Genomic DNA, 17,757 nt, shown 5'->3' on the forward strand with positions numbered 1-17,757 from the left:
AATAAAGTCAAAAGAGTATCTACACCCTTTTGACTTCTAGTCTTCTTGCAATGATAGATAAAGCATAGTTTACAATAAAATACATCATCGCGATGATCAAAAACATTGGGACTACGTAGCTTTGTTTCTGTCCGTAAATGATTTGAGCGTTATGCAGCAAATCAGGAAGTGCGATCACTACTGCAAGCGACGTATCTTTTAATAAGGAAATAAATTGACTAACTAAAGGAGGCACCATTCTCCGCAAAGCTTGGGGCAGCACAACGAAACGAAGCGTTTGATAATAGTTTAAACCTGATGATCGCGCCGCTTCGATTTGTCCTTTTTCAATTGATTTTAATCCGCTTCGGATAATCTCTGAAATCATAGCAGATTCAAATACAGTAAGGGCCACAATCGCTGCTGACGTAATTTCCATATCAATTCCGATTTCAGGTAAAGCAAAGTATGTAAAAAAGATGATTAAAAGCAGCGGCAAATTCCGGATAATTTCTACGATAAAAGCAAGTACATGAGACAGAACTGGAATACGGGCATACCTTAAAATACCTACTATACTTCCAATAAGAAAACTTAATACAATCGAAATGAATGCTACTTTTAAAGTGACCCAAAATCCTTCCATTAAGAAGGAAAGGTGATCAGGAGAATAAGCACCCATAAAATCCATCACTTTCACTCCTTTCAGCTTGTTTTACCAAGACGTTTCTCAAGATAACCAACTCCTAAGCTTAACGGAATCGTTAGAACTAAATAGAACAGAGCCACAAAAATATACACATCAAACACTACGTAAGTTTGAGAAGAAACAAGATCTGCCTGATACATTAAATCAAAACCAGCAACAATCCCTAACACCGATGAGTTTTTGACTAAATTAATGAATTGATTCCCAAGAGGAGGAATGACGATTTTAATGGCTTGAGGCAATACAATGAACCGCATCGCCTGACCGTACGTAAGGCCAGATGAACGTGCCGCTTCAAGCTGCCCTTTTGGAACTGCCATAATTCCCGCTCGTATGGCTTCGGCTATAAAAGCTGCCGCATAAATAGTTAGTCCCAGCACTCCGGCCGCTGTACCGCTGATTCCCGCCACAATAAAAATAAAAAAGACGATAACCACAAGGGGAATATTTCGAATGAACTCTACATAGACCGTACCAATTACATTTACTATTTTGAGAGGGGCTATTCGCATTACCGCAATGATTGTACCAAGTACAAAACTGGCCACTAAAGCAATCAGACTGGCGATAATGGTGTACTTAAAACCTTCTAAATAAAGATCCATATTGTTCGTCAGAATTGAAAAATCCAACAATTTTCTTCCTCCTTTCAACTAAACAAGCAGGATGAGCATAATGCTGCTCATCCTGAGAAAAGAAAACTGTACGCTTATTGTTTGATCCACTTGTCGTGAATTTCATCATATTTTCCAGAGTCTTTTATCTTTTTAAGCGCATCGTTTAATGCATCTACCAGCTCTTTGTTTCCTTTTTTCACAGCAATGCCATAAGGCTCTTCTGTGAACGGCTTTCCTACCAATTCATAAGAAGGATCTTCATCAGCCATTCCATAAAGAATCGCATCATCAGTTGTTAAAGCATCTCCTTGCTTAGATTTTAAAGCTGTAAATGCTTCTGCATAGTTTTCAAACTCTAATACCGTTGTCTCTGGTGCTTTTTCACGAATATTAATAGCTGAAGTTGATCCTTTAACAGCCAACACTTTAGTACCTTTCTTCAAATCATCAACGCTTTTAATTTTACTGCCTTTTTTCACAAGAAGAGACTGTCCGGCTTGGAAATATACATCCGTAAAATCTACTTCTTTTTTACGTTCGTCTGTAATAGTCATTGTCGCAACAACAGCGTCAATATCTCCTTTTTGAAGAAGAGGAACCCTTGTTTTGGACGTAACTTCTTTAAATTCCACCTTGTTTTCATCGCCTAAAATCTCTTTAGCCAGCTGCTTAGAGATATCAACATCAAAACCTTCTACTTCACCCGTCTTTGGATTCTTTAAGCCAAACAAACGCGTATCATTTTTAACTCCAATAACGATTTTTCCTCGGTCTTTGATTTCAGTGAGCGCATCTTTTTTAGCTGATGATCCACTCGTTTCTTCACTTTTCCCTCCACAAGCTGCTAACATCATAGCCGCTGCTAATGAAAGCACAGCTGCCTTTAAAAACGTTTTTGATTTCTTCATATTACTCCCCCTATTAAACAATTAATGATTTAAAATACGGCTAAGAAATAAACGTGCCCTTTCTTCTTGCGGGTTTTCGTAAAACTCAGCCGGAGTTGCCTCTTCTAAGATTTTTCCTTGATCCATAAATACAATGCGGTCCGCTACTTCTTTCGCAAACCCCATTTCATGAGTTACAACTACCATGGTCATTCCTTCTTTAGCCAATGTTTTCATGACATCCAGCACTTCTCCAATCATTTCTGGATCAAGAGCAGAGGTAGGCTCATCAAAAAGCATAATTTCTGGTTTCATCGCAAGTCCCCTCGCAATAGCTACACGCTGCTGCTGGCCGCCTGACAGCTGGGACGGGTAGGCGTTAGCTTTTTCACCGATTCCGACTTTATTTAAATAGTATAGGGCTGTCTTCTTAGCTTCTTCTGACGACTGTCCCAATACTTTCATAGGTGCTAAAGTGATATTTTCTAAAACTGTTTTATGCGGATATAAATAAAAATGCTGAAACACCATACCTATATTGCGGCGCAGTTTATTAATATTTGTTTTTTTATCTGCGACCAATATATTATTTACCGTTAACTGTCCGTTAGATATTGTTTCTAAATAATTTATGCATCGCAGCATCGTGCTTTTACCTGAACCCGAAGGTCCAATTACGACGACAACCTCACCTTTTTCAATTGTTAAATTGATATCTTTTAATACGTGAAAATCACCGTAATATTTATTCACTCCGTCAAAAACAATCATTTTCCCCCTCCTAATCTGCGAACAACAATAAATATTTAAATTTTTAAAATATTTAAAATATGTTAAAAATTATATTCTTACCCTTAAAGCAAAGTCAACAGTTGACAAATTATCTCTTTTTTGTAATCAAAATGAACTATCTTCAAATAAAATATGCTAGAAAAATAAAAGGCTTTGTTGGCATTTGCCGATATGTAAGCATACGTTCGCTAGGCTGAAGGTACTTGTATAAGCTTAATCAGTAGATTATATTAGTTAACGCATATCTTTATACGAATTGTCTTTCATTTTTATGGGGCAGTTCTCTCTAACCACCCATCTTTCTAATTATCTGTCTATATTTTTACTATATTAATATATATAATTACCTTACCGGTAAATTAATAAAAAAAGAAACTACAAGCTTCTATNTATTATTCACAGAGTATAAGCTATCTACATAAAATGGGGTAAATGAAGTGCATAAAGAAGTTACATCTTGTCGATACTTATTTAGTGGAGGTGGAGAGTAATGGAAAAACAAATTAAAACATGTTCCGTTTGTCATGAACAGCATACAAAGGGTATTGAGGTGTTTTCCAGCTTTATATGCCAACACTGCGAGGTAGAGATTGTAGAGGTGGATTCATCTCATTTTCGTTATCAATTGTTAGTAAATCAATTAAAGAGAATATCAGGAGCGTTTTCTTACTAAAAGCCCTTTTTTATAAGGGCTTCTTTATATGGCTCAAAAAAATCAACTAAGTTTGTTATAATGAAAGAAAAATCAATTTTGATAGAAAAAATACTTACATATTCTTTTATCAAGTTAGCAATGTTATATTTACAAAAAGTAAGGAATGGATGTATGGATACATATTTACCTTTATATAACCGTTTAGTAAGGCACAGCGAAAAGAGGTCACTCTCTTATCACGTGCCCGGCCATAAAAATGGTCAAATTCTACCTTCATATATTCAGTCTTCTTACGCAGACTTTTTGCAATACGATCTAACAGAAATTAGCGGATTAGATGATTTACATGAAGCAGAATCTGTTATTAAAGAAGCACAAGATTTAACGGCAAAGTTGTATGGAGTAGATGAAAGCTTTTTTTTAGTTAATGGTTCTACTGTAGGCAATCTCGCCGCGATTTTATCCCTTTGTCAAGAAGGAGATAAAATTGCTGTTCAAAGAGATTCTCATAAATCTATTTTTAATGCTATTGCTTTATCAAAGGCATCACCTATTTTTTTAGCTCCTGAAATAGATTCAAAAACACATCTTAGTACAGGTGTATCCATTAAAACAATTAAAGCAGCTGTAGAGGGTTCTGAGGATATAAAAGCATTTGTATTAACAAATCCTACTTACTATGGGGTGGCGCGAGATCTAAAGGAGATCATTGACTTTATTCATGGCTACAATATTCCTATAATTATTGATGAAGCTCATGGAGCCCACTTTATTTTAGGTAATCCTTTTCCGTCGTCAGCTGTTACGTATGGAGCGGATCTTGTTGTTCAGTCAGCACATAAAACGCTGCCTGCTATGACTATGGGTTCTTATTTACATATTCAGGGGACGTTGATAAATAAGCAAAGCGTTCGGCATTACCTACAAGTACTGCAGTCAAGCAGTCCCTCATACCCTATTATGGCTTCTCTTGATTTAGCACGGTATTATCTGCAGCAGTTTACTCAGCATGATATTGATAGAATGACTGATAATATTCATTCGTTTGTTGAAAAGATTAATGAGATTGATACACTTTCAACTATTGATGTGGAAACAGATCAAACTGCTACCGACCTTTTGAAAATGACGTTGACTTGTTCGGCTGCAACAGGATATCATTTGCAAAAGGAACTGGAAAAGCAAGATATTTATACAGAACTAGCTGACGTTAACTATGTATTGTTTGTTCTACCTTTGAGCAGCAGTTGGGATTTTAATGATACAATTAAGCGGGTTAGACAAGCAGTAGAGAATATACAGCGTAAGTCATATGAAAAACCAATAATCAAACCATTTCGTTTTTCAAGAGCAACGGTTCTCCTGCCTATGGAAGAAAGAAAACTAAGATCAAAGCATATGTGTTCGTTTGAAGAGGCGATTGGGTGTGTAAGCGCACAATCTGTTATTCCATATCCTCCTGGAATCCCCATTTTAATGGAGGGAGAAACGATTACAAGCAATCATATTGACTATATTTTGCATATTCAAAGGTTAAATGGTCATATTCAGGGCGGATCTTGTATGGAAGAAGGAAAGATAGAAGTATTTAAATAGAGAAAGGAATTTATACATGTCAGGAACGTTTATTACATTCGAAGGGCCAGAAGGTGCTGGTAAGACGACGATCATCCATATGGTTCAACAAAAATTAATACAAGAGGGTTATACCATTGTATTAACAAGAGAACCTGGAGGCATACGAATTGCTGAACAAATTCGTGAAATCATCTTAAATCCATCTAATACGGAAATGGATGCCAGAACCGAAGCACTTCTTTATGCTGCGGCTAGAAGACAACATCTTGTAGAAAAAGTGATTCCTGAGCTAAATAAAGGGAATATAGTATTATGTGACCGTTTTATTGATAGCTCACTTGCTTATCAAGGAAATGCGCGGGGCATAGGCGTAGAAGATATTTTTGCTATCAATCAATTTGCTATTGAGCAAACGATGCCACAGGCCACTTTATATTTTGATATTGAGCCTGAGGTAGGATTAGAAAGAATTAATAAAGGTCGAAAAGATGAGATTAATCGATTAGATTTAGAATCCTTAGACTTTCATTATAAAGTACGAGATGGATATTTATCTCTTTTGAGTGAATTTCCAGAGCGTATTCGACGAATTGATGCAAATCAATCCGTTGAAAAAGTCTGTGAAGAAGCTTATAAACAAATAAAATTGATTTTAAAATAAATACAGATGATTGTTATTCTTGCTATACTATTCTTAACAAAAAAGTAAAATGAGGTGTTATTCATGAAATTAGTAATGACCGTTATTCAAGATTCAGATAGCTCAAAGCTTTTAAATGCACTTGTAGAAAGAGGGTTTCGTTCAACCAAATTATCAAGTACGGGCGGATTTTTAAAATCAGGGAATACAACAATTATGATTGGTACAGATGATCATAAAGTAGATGAAGTACTTGATATTATTAAGGGCCAATGTGAAAACCGCAGACAGATGATTTCTCCTGTGGCACCGATGGGCGGTAATGCAGATTCATACATTCCGTATCCTGTTGAAGTTGAAGTGGGCGGAGCTACAGTATTCGTACTACCAGTAGATCAATTTCATCAATTTTAAGAGAGAAGATTTTAAATAGAAAGTGATGATTGAATGGGAAATACATGGGAACAGCTTGAAGCTCTTCAGCCGAACGTATTAAAGATTTTGCAAAACAGCTTACTTAAAGAGCGAGTTGCTCATGCTTATTTATTTGAAGGAAGCAAAGGAACAGGTAAAAAACAAATTAGTTTTTTGTTTGCTAAAGCGCTGTTTTGCCAAAATCCAGTTAATCATAGGCCATGCCATGAGTGCAGTAACTGCCGGCGAATTGATTCAGGTAATCATCCAGATATTCACTTGATTGAGCCAGCTGGTTTATCGATTAAAAAAGAGCAAATTCAATTTTTGCAATCAGAATTCACAAAAACCGGTGTTGAATCTAATAAAAAGTTATATATTGTGAATCATGTTGATAAAATGACAGTAAGCGCAGCAAATAGTTTACTGAAATTTTTAGAAGAGCCTGGCAACGGAACTTATGCAGTTTTATTAACAGAAAATATACAGCGCTTATTAGATACGATTATCTCACGTTGCCAAGTAATATCATTTCGATCTCTTACACCAGAACAGTTAGCTGAAAAACTAGTAGAAAATGGCCTTTCCGCAGTAGATGCGTCCATCTTGTCTAATTTAACAAACAGCATTGATGAAGCAATTGAATTAAGTAAAGATGAATGGTTTGGACTTGCAATAAAGTTAGTGATACAATTATATGAAGTGTTAACAACGAGACCTCAACAAGCTCTTCTTTTTATTCATGAAAAGTGGGTAACACATTTTAAAGAAAAAGAACAAGCACATATTGGTTTAACTTTATTGATGCTTCTTTATCGTGATTTGTTGACGCTGCAAGTTGGACAAGAGTCTAAAATCGTCTATCGTCATAAAATAGAAGAATTAAAACAGCAAGCTCTTCAGACAACGCAGGAAAAAGCGATTTATCGCTTAGAGGTTATCTTGAAGGCCAAAAATAAATTAAATTCAAATATGAATCTACAGTTATTAATGGAACAGCTGGTGTTGGATTTGCAGGAGGGATAAAAGCTTGTATGATGTAGTAGGCGTTCGCTTTAAAAAAGCGGGAAAAATATATTATTTTGACCCTGGAGAACTTACAATTCCAGATGGTGAGTTTGTCATTGTAGAAACAGTTCGTGGTGTTGAATTTGGCAGAGTGGTTATTAATAAAAAGCAAGTAAGTGAACACGATGTCGTACTTCCTTTGAAAAAAGTAATCCGCATTGCCGAACAAAAAGACAGGCTGATTGTGGATGAAAATAAACAAGCTGCTAGAGAAGCGTATGACGTATGCGTGCAAAAAATTCAATCACACGATTTAGATATGAAGTTAGTAGATGTAGAATATACGTTTGATCGTAATAAAGTCATTTTTTATTTTACAGCAGACGGCCGTATTGATTTTAGAGAGTTAGTTAAAGATTTAGCTGCTATTTTCCGTACGCGAATTGAGCTTCGTCAAATCGGTGTACGAGATGAGGCAAAACTGTTGGGCGGGATAGGTCCTTGTGGCCGTATGCTATGTTGCTCAACGTTTTTAGGTGATTTTGAGCCGGTTTCTATTAAGATGGCCAAAGACCAAAACCTATCGCTTAATCCAACGAAAATTTCTGGTTTATGCGGACGTTTGATGTGTTGTTTAAAATATGAAAATGATGAGTATGAAACGGCAAAAGAACAGCTTCCTGATATAGGCTCAACAATTAAAACTTCAGATGGTTCAGGACGTGTAGTGGGTTTGAATATTTTGGAAAGAATTATTCAAGTGGAACTGTCAGATCACGAACAAATTTTAGAGTATACTCTGGATGAGATCAATAATGAAGGTGCTGTTTCGTTTCAAGCCACAGATTAACGAGGTGGGCAAAGGTGGATAAAAAAGAGATTTTTGATTCGGTGACAAACATGGAGGAACAAATTGGTCATTTATATAAGCAGTTAGGTGAGTTGAAAGAGCATCTTGCTGAGCTAATTGAAGAAAATCATCACCTGCAAATAGAAAATGATCATTTGCGCCGTCGCCTTGACCAGACAAACTTCGAAACGAAGCTGAAAAATAGACATTCAAAAGCAAGCGCTCAAACAAAAGAGCAAAAACAAATTGATATCGGAGAAGGATATGACAATTTGGCTCGCCTTTACCAAGAGGGTTTTCATATTTGTAACATTCATTATGGAAGTGTGCGTAAAGATGGAGACTGTTTGTTTTGCTTGTCATTTTTAAATAAAAAGTAACACCACCTCTCCCTTTTGGAGAGGTTCTTTTTATGAGTAAAAGATGTAAATAATAGATGTACAAGGAGAAGAACGACTATGGTTGAGTTATATGGAGATGAACGTTTAGATTATCTATTAGCCGATGAGGAGATGCGCATTATTCAAAGTCCGTCTGTCTTTTCCTTTTCATTGGATGCTGTGCTTTTATCTCACTTTGCTTATGTCCCAATTCGTAAAGGTAACTTGGTTGATTTATGTTCAGGGAACGGTGTAATCCCCCTGTTTTTATCTAAACGAACAAAGGGAAAAATTATTGGTGTAGAAATTCAAGAGCGGCTACATAGTATGGCGCAAAGAAGTATTGTGTATAATCAGCTCGATGGGCAGATTAAAATGATACATGGTGATTTAAAAAATGCGCCTCAAGAACTGGGTTATGGAAAATATGATGTTGTAACATGTAATCCTCCTTATTTCACCACATCCAATAAAGAAGAGATAAATGAAAACGAACACTTTGCAATCGCTCGCCACGAAATTCATTGTTCGTTGGAAGATGTGATTAGAGCCAGCAGTCAACTAGTGAAGCAAGGCGGAAAAGTGGCATTAGTTCACCGTCCAGGAAGACTGTTAGATATCGTTACGTTAATGAGGCAGTACCGTTTAGAGCCAAAGAGACTTCAGTTTGTCTATCCTAAAGATGGGAAAGAAGCAAATACACTTTTAATTGAAGGTACGAAGGATGGAAGTCCAGATTTAAAGATTCTTCCTCCGCTGGTGGTCTACCAAGATAATGATGAATACACGGACGAATTAAAAAGGATTTTATATGGAACAAAATAATCATTATTTTTACGTAGTTGAATGCAAGGACTGTACGTATTACGCTGGTTACACGAATAATTTGCAAAAACGTATTTCTGTCCATAATGAAGGAAAAGGGGCAAAATATACGAGAGCAAGAAGGCCTGTTTCATTAATTTGGCATGAGGTGTTTACTTCTAAAACAGAAGCTATGCAAAAAGAATATTGGTTCAAACAGTTAAGCAGAGTGAAAAAACAGGCTTACATTCGAAGGGAGCAAGAAAAGCAGAATGAAATCACAAAAAAGTTATGATGTATCGAATGAACGAGGCGTTTTATATTTAGTTCCCACTCCTATTGGAAACTTAGAGGATATGACATTTCGTGCGATTCGAATTTTAAAAGAAGTTGATTATATTGCCGCAGAAGATACGAGACAAACGAAAAAACTATGTAACCACTTTGAGATCGATACACCTATTACAAGTTATCATGAACATAATAAACATACAAAAAGTGAACAGCTGTTAAGCGACTTAGACAGTGAAAAAAATATTGCTTTAGTAAGCGACGCGGGCATGCCTTGTATTTCAGATCCTGGTTATGAGTTAGTGGTAGCTGCCGTTAAAGAAGGATATACGGTTGTTCCGCTGCCGGGGCCTAACGCAGCATTAACAGCTTTAATTGCTTCGGGACTACCTACGGGGCAGTTTTACTTTTATGGATTTTTAAACAGAAATAAAAAACAGCGTAAAGAACAGCTTCAAGAGCTTCAGTATATTAAGGAAAGCATGATATTTTATGAAGCTCCTCATCGATTAAAAGAAACGCTAAAGAGTATAGAAGAAATTTTAGGGAACCGATCTATTGTGTTATGTAGAGAGTTAACAAAACGTTATGAAGAATTTTTAAGAGGAAGTGTATTAGAAGCAATGGAATGGACAAATGCTACAGATATTAGAGGCGAATTTTGCTTAATTCTTGAAGGGACAAATGAAGAAGCGCCAGATGAAAGTAATCTATGGTGGGAACAGCTCACCATTATTGAGCATGTTGATCACTATGTAGAAGAAGGACTTTCAAACAAAGAAGCTATTAAGCAAGTGGCAAAAGACCGAGATGTGTCAAAGCGAGACATTTATAGTGAATATCACGTACATTAAAAAAAGCTGTCTATCATAGACAGCTTTTCGTTTTATTTAGAAGCTTGTAAAGAATCTTGAAGTTCTTTCATGATTTGTTCTGCACCTTCACGGCTTAGAATTAATTTGCCGCTAGCAAGTTGAATGTTATCATCAGATACTTCACCTGTTACTTGGCAAGTCATGTTTGGTTTGTATTTTTTTAAGATGATGCGCTCTTCATCTACATAGATTTCTAGAGCATCTTTCTCTGCAATTCCTAATGTACGTCGTAATTCAATTGGAATTACTACGCGTCCTAATTCATCAACTTTACGAACAATACCTGTAGATTTCATATTAATCGTTCTCCTCTCAGTAATCATTTTTCTATGTTATTACTTTCGTCATTATTCGACAATTTCAACGTACTTTCATAATACCAGCGTTTCCAAAACTAGTCAATCATTTTATATGTAAAAAAATGTAGCTGGTAAAAAATTTTTTTCTCGACTTGTTTACAAGCTAATTGTGACCGTCAGTCAAGGAATGACAAGGGGTTTCATTGGAAAAAAGATTAATCGTCTAAATAGCTTGATATTAACTATTTTGAAGATAGGGTAAATATAATTCGACATAAAACGACAAAATTAGACCTATTTGTCGTTTTCATCAAAGTGACTTTTTGAATGAGGGTATATTTTATATAAAAATAGGGCGAAGCTGATACAATTAACAGGATTATTTTTTGGGAAAATAACGATTATTTAAAAATGAAGTGAATCCGTCATATTCCCGCGTATATAGGAAGAGAATGTTTTGAAATTATCATGTAAAATAGTATGATAGATAGTAGAATAAGAAGACAGGGTTTATATGATTACATACATATAAATCAAAATGTTGAAATGGAATGTTGGAGGTTATGAACATGGCAGATGGAAATAATACATTTTATATTACTACGCCGATTTATTATCCGAGTGGTAAATTACATATAGGGCATGCATACACGACGGTAGCGGGAGATGCAATGGCTCGTTATAAACGTTTGAGAGGGTTTGACGTACGTTATTTAACAGGTACAGATGAACATGGTCAAAAAATTCAGCGAAAAGCAGAAGAGAAAAACGTGACACCTCAGCAATACGTAGATGATATTGTATCTGGAATCAAAGAGCTGTGGGATAAGATGGATATTTCGTATGATGATTTTATCCGTACAACAGAACCAAGACATAAAGAAATCGTGGAAAAGATTTTCGCGCGTCTTTTAGAACAAGGTGATATTTATCTTGATGAGTATGAAGGTTGGTATTCAGTTCCCGATGAGACGTACTATACAGAGCATCAACTAGTAGATCCAATCGTTGAAAATGGAAAAGTTGTAGGCGGAAAAAGCCCGGATAGCGGACACCCTGTAGAGCTCGTTCGAGAAGAGTCCTATTTCTTTAAAATGGGGAAATACGTAGATCGTTTACTAGCTTTTTATGAAGAAAACCCTTCATTTATTCAACCAGAGTCCCGTAAAAACGAAATGATCAATAATTTTATTAAGCCTGGCCTTGAAGACTTAGCTGTTTCGCGTACGACGTTTGATTGGGGGGTAAAAGTTCCAGGTAACCCAAAACACGTTATTTACGTATGGATTGATGCGCTCTCTAACTATATCACCTCTCTTGGGTATGATACAGAGAACGATGAAAACTATCGAAAATATTGGCCGGCTAACGTACATTTAGTAGGAAAAGAAATCGTACGTTTCCATACTATTTATTGGCCAATCATGTTGATGGCCCTTGATTTGCCACTTCCTAAGAAAGTATTTGCTCACGGCTGGTTATTAATGAAAGATGGAAAGATGTCGAAGTCAAAAGGGAATGTAGTAGACCCAGTGACATTGATTGACCGCTATGGACTGGATGCCCTTCGTTACTACTTACTTCGTGAAGTTCCATTCGGTTCAGACGGCGTATTTACACCAGAAGCGTTTGTTGAACGTATTAACTTTGACTTAGCAAATGATCTTGGCAACCTAGTTAATCGTACAGTGGCGATGATTAATAAGTATTTTGATGGTGTTATTCCAACTTATGAAGGTAATGTAACAGAGTTTGATGCACTTATCGTCCAAGCTCAAAAAGATACAGTGAACAAATATGAAGAAGCGATGGAAGATATGGAGTTTTCAGTGGCTCTTGCTTCTATCTGGCAATATGTAAGCCGCACGAATAAATACATTGATGAAACGCAGCCTTGGGCGTTAGCAAAAGATGAGAATAAGCGTGCAGAACTTGCTTCTGTTATGACACATCTAGCTGAATCAATTCGTCACATTGCGGTATTGCTGCAGCCATTCTTAACGCGTACACCTGAGAAGATTTTTGCTCAGATTGGTGTAAAAGAAGATGTGTTAAAAACGTGGGAAAGCACAACGCGTTTTAATATGCTTAAAGAAGGCACAAAAGTAGAAAAAGGTGAGCCAATGTTCCCTCGTCTAGATCGAGAAGAAGAGGTAGCGTTTATTAAAGAGCAGATGCAAGGGAGTGCTCCAAAGGAAGAAAAACCTGTTGTGAAGGAAGAGCCTTCTGAAGAGATTATGATTGATGATTTCATGAAAGTAGAGCTTCGTGTAGCGCAAGTTACGCAAGTAGAACCAGTTAAAAAAGCAGATAAACTATTAAAGCTGCAGCTTGATCTTGGCTATGAAAAACGCCAGGTTGTCTCAGGTATTGCCAAGTTTTATAAGCCTGAAGAATTAGTAGGTCGAAAAGTAATTTGTGTAACCAACTTAAAACCTGTGAAACTGCGCGGTGAACTATCACAAGGAATGATTTTAGCGGGGGAAGATGAGAATGGTCTTTCACTAGCAAGCGTAGATCAAAACTTAGCAAACGGCACGAAGATAAAATAAGTACACGAAGATAAAATAAGTATAGGTAAAAGGGGTGTTTCACGTGTAACATGCGAGGACCCCCTTTTATTCATGGAAAGGATCGATTAGATGTTATTTGATACACATGTTCATTTAAACGCAGAACAGTATGAAGATGATTTGCAAGAAGTAATTAATCGTGCGTTAGAAAAAGGTGTTCAAAACATGGTAGTTGTTGGATTCGATGAACCTACCATTAAAAAGGCTATTCAAATAGCTGAAACATATGACTTTATCTATGCTAGTGTAGGATGGCATCCAGTAGATGCAGTTGATATGACGGATGAGCACTTAGCTTGGATTGAAAAGTTAGCTCAGCATCCGAAAGTTGTTGCTTTAGGAGAAATGGGATTAGACTACCATTGGGATAAATCACCTAAAGAGGTTCAAAAGGACGTATTTCGCCGTCAAATTCGCTTAGCTCGCAAAGTGAATTTACCTATCATTATCCATAATCGTGATGCAACCGAAGACGTGGTAACCATTTTAAAAGAAGAGCACGTAGAAGAAGTTGGCGGGATTATGCATTGCTTCACGGGCAGTATTGAAGTAGCGAAGCAGTGTATGGATATGAATATGTATATTTCTTTCGGTGGACCTGTTACTTTTAAAAATGCGAAAAAACCAAAAGAAGTTGCTACAGAGCTTCCTTTAGATAAACTATTAATTGAAACAGACTGTCCTTATCTGACTCCTCATCCATTCCGCGGCAAGCGCAATGAACCTGGTTATGTTTCATACGTAGCAGAGCAAATTGCAGAGTTAAAAGGGATAACGTATGAAGAATTAGCTGATATTACAACAGCTAACGCTAAAAAGCTATTTGGAATTAATGATTAAAACTTTTTCTCATATAACAATCATTTTCGTGTTAAAGTAAAGATAGGCGCAGAGGAGAATGTTATCCTCTGCCTTTTTCAGTTAAAATAACAGGTAGATGTTTTTTAATTTAGTTGATAATAAGATAAAACGTTGATTTCATAGAAGAAAAATGATGTGCGCAATGAGCATTTCATTTTTACTGAAAAGCAAATGAACAAAACTGAATGTTTTGGAGGAAGCAATGAAGATTAAAGAAATTATTGTAGTAGAAGGCCGAGATGACACTGTAGCAATTAAACGTGCAGTGGATGCGGATACCATCGAGACAAATGGATCAGCTGTAAATGAAGAAACCATTGAGAAAGTAAAATTAGCTCAAAAAACACGAGGCGTGATTATTTTTACAGATCCAGATTATCCAGGACAGCGAATTCGAAATATTGTTTCAGAACGTGTTCCCGGATGTAAACATGCATTCTTAGATAAAGAAGAGGCTCGCCCTAAAAATGGCAAAGGTATTGGAGTTGAACATGCTTCTATTGCATCTATTCAAAAAGCACTAAAAGATGTGAAACAAGAGTGGATGGGGGCAGCTATGGAGATTTCTCAAGAGGATTTAATCATAGCTCGTTTGATAGGAGATAGTAAAGCCAAGTCTCGACGTGAAAGAATAGGGAAGTTATTAAAAATTGGTTATGCCAACGGAAAGCAGCTCCATAAACGATTACACATGTTCCAAATTTCAAAAGAGGACTTTATCAGAGCTGTTGAGCAGATAAATAAGGAGGAAAAGGGATCGTGTTAAAAGATATTGCAACGCCTAATCGAACCAAGGAAATTTTAAAGAAATACGGTTTTACATTTAAAAAGAGTTTGGGACAAAATTTTTTAATTGATACGAACATTTTACATCGTATTGTTGATCATGCGGAAATAACAGAAGAAACGGGAGCTATTGAGATTGGACCTGGTATCGGGGCCTTAACTGAACAGCTAGCAAAGCGCGCAAAAAAAGTGCTGGCATTTGAAATCGATCAGCGTTTGCTTCCGATTTTAGCTGATACTCTTTCTCCTTACTCAAATGCAAAAGTTATTCATCAAGATGTGTTAAAAGCGGATTTAAAAGGGACGCTCGAACAAGAATTCGAAAACATAGAAGATTTAATGGTCGTTGCGAATTTACCGTATTACGTGACGACACCCATTTTGATGAAGTTATTAGAAGAGCAAATTCCGGTACGTGGAATCGTCGTTATGCTTCAAAAAGAAGTTGCTGACCGTATAGCAGCTAAACCGGGAACAAAAGAGTACGGTTCACTTTCTATTGCTATTCAATACTATACAGAGGCTGAGACGGTTATGATTGTGCCTAAAACAGTGTTTAATCCGCAGCCTAATGTAGACTCAGCTGTTATTCGATTGTTAAGAAGACCGAAGCCAGCGGTAGAAGTCCAAGATGAAGCATTCTTCTTCCAAGTTGTACGAGCAAGCTTCGGACAGCGCCGAAAAACAATTTTAAACAATCTAGTGAACAACTTGCCAAATGGAAAGCAGAAAAAAGCGGACATTGAACAAGCACTTTCAACTGCTGAAATTGATCCGAAACGAAGAGGCGAAACGTTATCTATTCAAGAATTTGGAAAGCTAAGTGATCAACTTTTAAAATCATTTCGCTAAATTATCACATTTTTATCATGAAGTCATAGGCTATGAAGAGAATTTATTTTTGAAGTAGCAAAGACGGAGTGAAGCATATGAACATCAAAATTGGTGATATAGTTACACGACCTTCTTATCAAAGAGATTTGCTTTTTCGTGTTATAGCTATTAATGACAGCGAAACGGGGAAATATGCGACTTTAATAGGAGAAGACGTTCGGTTGATTGCGGACGCTCCTTGTACAGATCTAGAGGTTGTGGATGCTAAAGAACAGGATCAAAGAAAGAAACAAGAAGAAGAACTTTTAGAAAGATCCTTGGAGCTTATTCAACAGGATTATCGGCTCGTTCGAGAGAAAACTGAATATAGCATGACAAATGGATACAGCCATTCACATCGCTTATTTCAAATTCCAGGAAAGGTCCTGCACGTAGACGGAGACCCTAATTATTTACGTAAATGTTTGTTGGTTTACGAAAAAATTGGTGTTCCTGTTTATGGTGTTCATTGCGTTGAGTCAGAAATGCCTGAGAAGGTTGGAAAGCTAATTGAGGATGTAAGACCCGATATTCTAGTTCTGACAGGTCATGATGCCTATTCCAAAGGAAAAGGAAATAAAGATGACCTCCTTGCTTATAGACATTCCAAGCACTATATTCAAACAGTCCAAGAAGCAAGAAAAAGAGTTGGTAATTTAGATCAGCTGGTGATTTTTGCAGGTGCCTGTCAATCGCATTTTGAATTATTGATTCAAGCTGGAGCAAACTTTGCTAGTTCACCTTCACGTGTAAATATTCATGCTCTTGACCCTGTGTATGTAGTAGCAAAACTAAGTTTTACTCCTTTCACAGATCGTATTAATGTATGGGACGTCTTACGTAATACATTAACGGGTGCTAAAGGTTTAGGAGGAGTAGAAACAAAAGGGCTGCTTCGCACGGGCATGCCTTATGAAAGCGATGAGTAGAAATAAAAACAACTGGTTACAGCATGTACACGCATGATGTGCAACCAGTTGTTTTTTCGTATGAAGCCAAAGTATACGCTTAATTACACAAAACCATTTTCAATATTTGCTAAAGATATACATATTTCGTTGAAAAACGAGCATACTAACAGCGAAATGTAGATTCATGTTGAAAATTATTTATTGACACAATTAGAGATAGATTGTTATAATTTTATGTTTTTGACTATTTTTCTAACATGTGTTACACTATACATAGTGAGGTGGACCAATATGGCGAAAACTTTGTCTGATATTAAGCAAGCGCTGGATTTGCACCTAGGCCAACGATTAACTTTAAAAGCAAACGGTGGTCGTAGAAAAACAGTAGAACGTTCAGGTGTATTAACAGAAACGTACCCATCTGTTTTTATCGTTGAATTAGATCAAGAGGAAAACTCTTTGGAGCGCGTTTCGTATAGTTACGCAGATGTGTTAACGGAAACAGTGCAACTGAAATTTTTCTAAGAATGACATAGGCAATATAGCAAGTGGTGATGAGCAGTGGACATTGGTTTACTGCTTTTTTATTGGTCTTTTTTTCAAATTATATATGCATTATTTTTTATACATACTATACATATCGTCCTCGCGTTTCTTATGTAAAAGAGCGAGGAGATTCAGGTTGAAATTTCATTTTATACGTAAAGGAGCCATGTGCAATGTCAAGGCGTAGAGGGATTATGTCATCGAAGCTGAAAGAAGAACTGGCTAAAGAACTTGGTTTTTACGATACTGTACAAGCAGAAGGCTGGGGCGCTATCCGGGCAAAAGACGCAGGCAATATGGTGAAGCGAGCTGTAGAGCTTGCACAGCAGCAGCTGAAGCAATAGCATAGTGAAAATCAATGCTTACACGACTATTTAAAGTGAAATGAGGAAAACCGAAGTGTATAACCGCTTCGGTTTTTTTGTCCCA

22 protein-coding genes are annotated in these 17,757 nt (G+C 36.7%); 17 read left to right on the forward strand and 5 right to left on the reverse strand.

The window, feature by feature from the left end:
- Window positions 1-19: 19 nt before the first annotated feature.
- The 4 genes from ACFX4W_RS07605 to ACFX4W_RS07620 form a co-directional block, all read right to left on the reverse strand.
- Window positions 20-670, reverse strand: a complete 651-nt coding sequence (locus ACFX4W_RS07605; protein WP_013081471.1) for an amino acid ABC transporter permease — start codon at window positions 668-670, stop codon at window positions 20-22.
- Window positions 671-684: 14 nt separating this feature from the next.
- Entirely contained in the window at window positions 685-1,323 is a 639-nt protein-coding gene (locus tag ACFX4W_RS07610) for an amino acid ABC transporter permease (protein WP_280558981.1), read from the reverse strand.
- Window positions 1,324-1,397: 74 nt separating this feature from the next.
- On the reverse strand, window positions 1,398-2,213 hold the full coding sequence (locus ACFX4W_RS07615) for a transporter substrate-binding domain-containing protein (protein WP_013055073.1): 816 nt from the start codon (window positions 2,211-2,213) through the stop codon (window positions 1,398-1,400).
- 21 nt (window positions 2,214-2,234) lie between these two features.
- The gene (locus ACFX4W_RS07620) at window positions 2,235-2,963 is read right to left on the reverse strand and encodes an amino acid ABC transporter ATP-binding protein (RefSeq protein ID WP_043975780.1); all 729 of its coding nucleotides are present in this window, start codon (window positions 2,961-2,963) and stop codon (window positions 2,235-2,237) included.
- Window positions 2,964-3,474: 511 nt separating this feature from the next.
- Between ACFX4W_RS07620 and ACFX4W_RS07625 the strand changes: the two genes are divergently transcribed.
- The 10 genes from ACFX4W_RS07625 (at window position 3,475) to rsmI (ending at window position 10,458) form a co-directional block, all read left to right on the forward strand.
- Window positions 3,475-3,657: a sigma factor G inhibitor Gin gene (locus tag ACFX4W_RS07625; RefSeq protein ID WP_013081329.1), complete on the forward strand. Its 183-nt coding sequence runs from the start codon at window positions 3,475-3,477 to the stop codon at window positions 3,655-3,657.
- Window positions 3,658-3,810: 153 nt separating this feature from the next.
- Window positions 3,811-5,235 (forward strand): aminotransferase class I/II-fold pyridoxal phosphate-dependent enzyme, encoded by a 1,425-nt coding sequence (locus tag ACFX4W_RS07630; RefSeq protein WP_043979049.1) that lies wholly within the window; start codon window positions 3,811-3,813, stop codon window positions 5,233-5,235.
- Window positions 5,236-5,251: 16 nt separating this feature from the next.
- Complete coding sequence (gene tmk, locus ACFX4W_RS07635; RefSeq protein ID WP_043979046.1) at window positions 5,252-5,878, forward strand: dTMP kinase; 627 nt, start codon at window positions 5,252-5,254, stop codon at window positions 5,876-5,878.
- 63 nt (window positions 5,879-5,941) lie between these two features.
- Window positions 5,942-6,271, forward strand: coding sequence for a cyclic-di-AMP receptor (locus tag ACFX4W_RS07640; protein ID WP_043979044.1), 330 nt, complete (start codon window positions 5,942-5,944; stop codon window positions 6,269-6,271).
- Between the two features lie 33 nt (window positions 6,272-6,304).
- The gene (gene holB / locus ACFX4W_RS07645; RefSeq protein WP_025753146.1) at window positions 6,305-7,297 is read left to right on the forward strand and encodes a DNA polymerase III subunit delta'; all 993 of its coding nucleotides are present in this window, start codon (window positions 6,305-6,307) and stop codon (window positions 7,295-7,297) included.
- A gap of 4 nt (window positions 7,298-7,301) precedes the next feature.
- Window positions 7,302-8,129, forward strand: coding sequence for a PSP1 domain-containing protein (locus ACFX4W_RS07650; RefSeq protein WP_013054847.1), 828 nt, complete (start codon window positions 7,302-7,304; stop codon window positions 8,127-8,129).
- Window positions 8,130-8,143: 14 nt separating this feature from the next.
- Window positions 8,144-8,509: a DNA replication initiation control protein YabA gene (yabA, locus tag ACFX4W_RS07655; protein WP_013054848.1), complete on the forward strand. Its 366-nt coding sequence runs from the start codon at window positions 8,144-8,146 to the stop codon at window positions 8,507-8,509.
- Between the two features lie 78 nt (window positions 8,510-8,587).
- A complete protein-coding gene (locus ACFX4W_RS07660; RefSeq protein ID WP_097825382.1) occupies window positions 8,588-9,334 on the forward strand; it encodes a tRNA1(Val) (adenine(37)-N6)-methyltransferase in 747 nt (248 codons plus the stop codon).
- The gene (locus tag ACFX4W_RS07665; protein WP_043979037.1) at window positions 9,321-9,608 is read left to right on the forward strand and encodes a GIY-YIG nuclease family protein; all 288 of its coding nucleotides are present in this window, start codon (window positions 9,321-9,323) and stop codon (window positions 9,606-9,608) included. The genes ACFX4W_RS07660 and ACFX4W_RS07665 overlap by 14 nt, the downstream gene beginning before the upstream one ends.
- On the forward strand, window positions 9,586-10,458 hold the full coding sequence (gene rsmI / locus ACFX4W_RS07670) for a 16S rRNA (cytidine(1402)-2'-O)-methyltransferase (protein WP_043979034.1): 873 nt from the start codon (window positions 9,586-9,588) through the stop codon (window positions 10,456-10,458). Before ACFX4W_RS07665 ends, rsmI begins: the two co-directional genes overlap by 23 nt.
- A 32-nt stretch (window positions 10,459-10,490) precedes the next feature.
- On the opposite strand, the gene ACFX4W_RS07675 is transcribed toward rsmI, so the two are convergent.
- Window positions 10,491-10,781 (reverse strand): transition state genes transcriptional regulator AbrB, encoded by a 291-nt coding sequence (locus ACFX4W_RS07675; RefSeq protein WP_170836841.1) that lies wholly within the window; start codon window positions 10,779-10,781, stop codon window positions 10,491-10,493.
- Window positions 10,782-11,347: 566 nt separating this feature from the next.
- On the opposite strand from ACFX4W_RS07675, the gene metG reads away from it, so the two are divergent.
- The 7 genes from metG (at window position 11,348) to ACFX4W_RS07710 (ending at window position 17,672) form a co-directional block, all read left to right on the forward strand.
- On the forward strand, window positions 11,348-13,330 hold the full coding sequence (gene metG / locus ACFX4W_RS07680) for a methionine--tRNA ligase (protein WP_025601514.1): 1,983 nt from the start codon (window positions 11,348-11,350) through the stop codon (window positions 13,328-13,330).
- A 90-nt stretch (window positions 13,331-13,420) separates the two neighbouring features.
- Window positions 13,421-14,191 (forward strand): TatD family hydrolase, encoded by a 771-nt coding sequence (locus tag ACFX4W_RS07685; protein WP_013081336.1) that lies wholly within the window; start codon window positions 13,421-13,423, stop codon window positions 14,189-14,191.
- Between the two features lie 223 nt (window positions 14,192-14,414).
- The gene (gene rnmV / locus ACFX4W_RS07690) at window positions 14,415-14,978 is read left to right on the forward strand and encodes a ribonuclease M5 (protein ID WP_043979029.1); all 564 of its coding nucleotides are present in this window, start codon (window positions 14,415-14,417) and stop codon (window positions 14,976-14,978) included.
- Complete coding sequence (gene rsmA / locus ACFX4W_RS07695) at window positions 14,972-15,850, forward strand: 16S rRNA (adenine(1518)-N(6)/adenine(1519)-N(6))-dimethyltransferase RsmA (RefSeq protein WP_013054856.1); 879 nt, start codon at window positions 14,972-14,974, stop codon at window positions 15,848-15,850. Before rnmV ends, rsmA begins: the two co-directional genes overlap by 7 nt.
- Before the next feature lie 77 nt (window positions 15,851-15,927).
- Entirely contained in the window at window positions 15,928-16,800 is an 873-nt protein-coding gene (gene yabG / locus ACFX4W_RS07700) for a sporulation peptidase YabG (protein WP_013081339.1), read from the forward strand.
- A 273-nt stretch (window positions 16,801-17,073) separates the two neighbouring features.
- On the forward strand, window positions 17,074-17,307 hold the full coding sequence (gene veg / locus ACFX4W_RS07705) for a biofilm formation stimulator Veg (protein ID WP_013054859.1): 234 nt from the start codon (window positions 17,074-17,076) through the stop codon (window positions 17,305-17,307).
- 194 nt (window positions 17,308-17,501) lie between these two features.
- Window positions 17,502-17,672: a small, acid-soluble spore protein, alpha/beta type gene (locus tag ACFX4W_RS07710; RefSeq protein ID WP_013054860.1), complete on the forward strand. Its 171-nt coding sequence runs from the start codon at window positions 17,502-17,504 to the stop codon at window positions 17,670-17,672.
- The last annotated feature ends 85 nt before the right edge of the window (window positions 17,673-17,757 follow it).

Source organism: Priestia sp. YIM B13489 (assembly GCF_042787645.1).
Classification (GTDB): domain Bacteria; phylum Bacillota; class Bacilli; order Bacillales; family Bacillaceae_H; genus Priestia; species Priestia megaterium.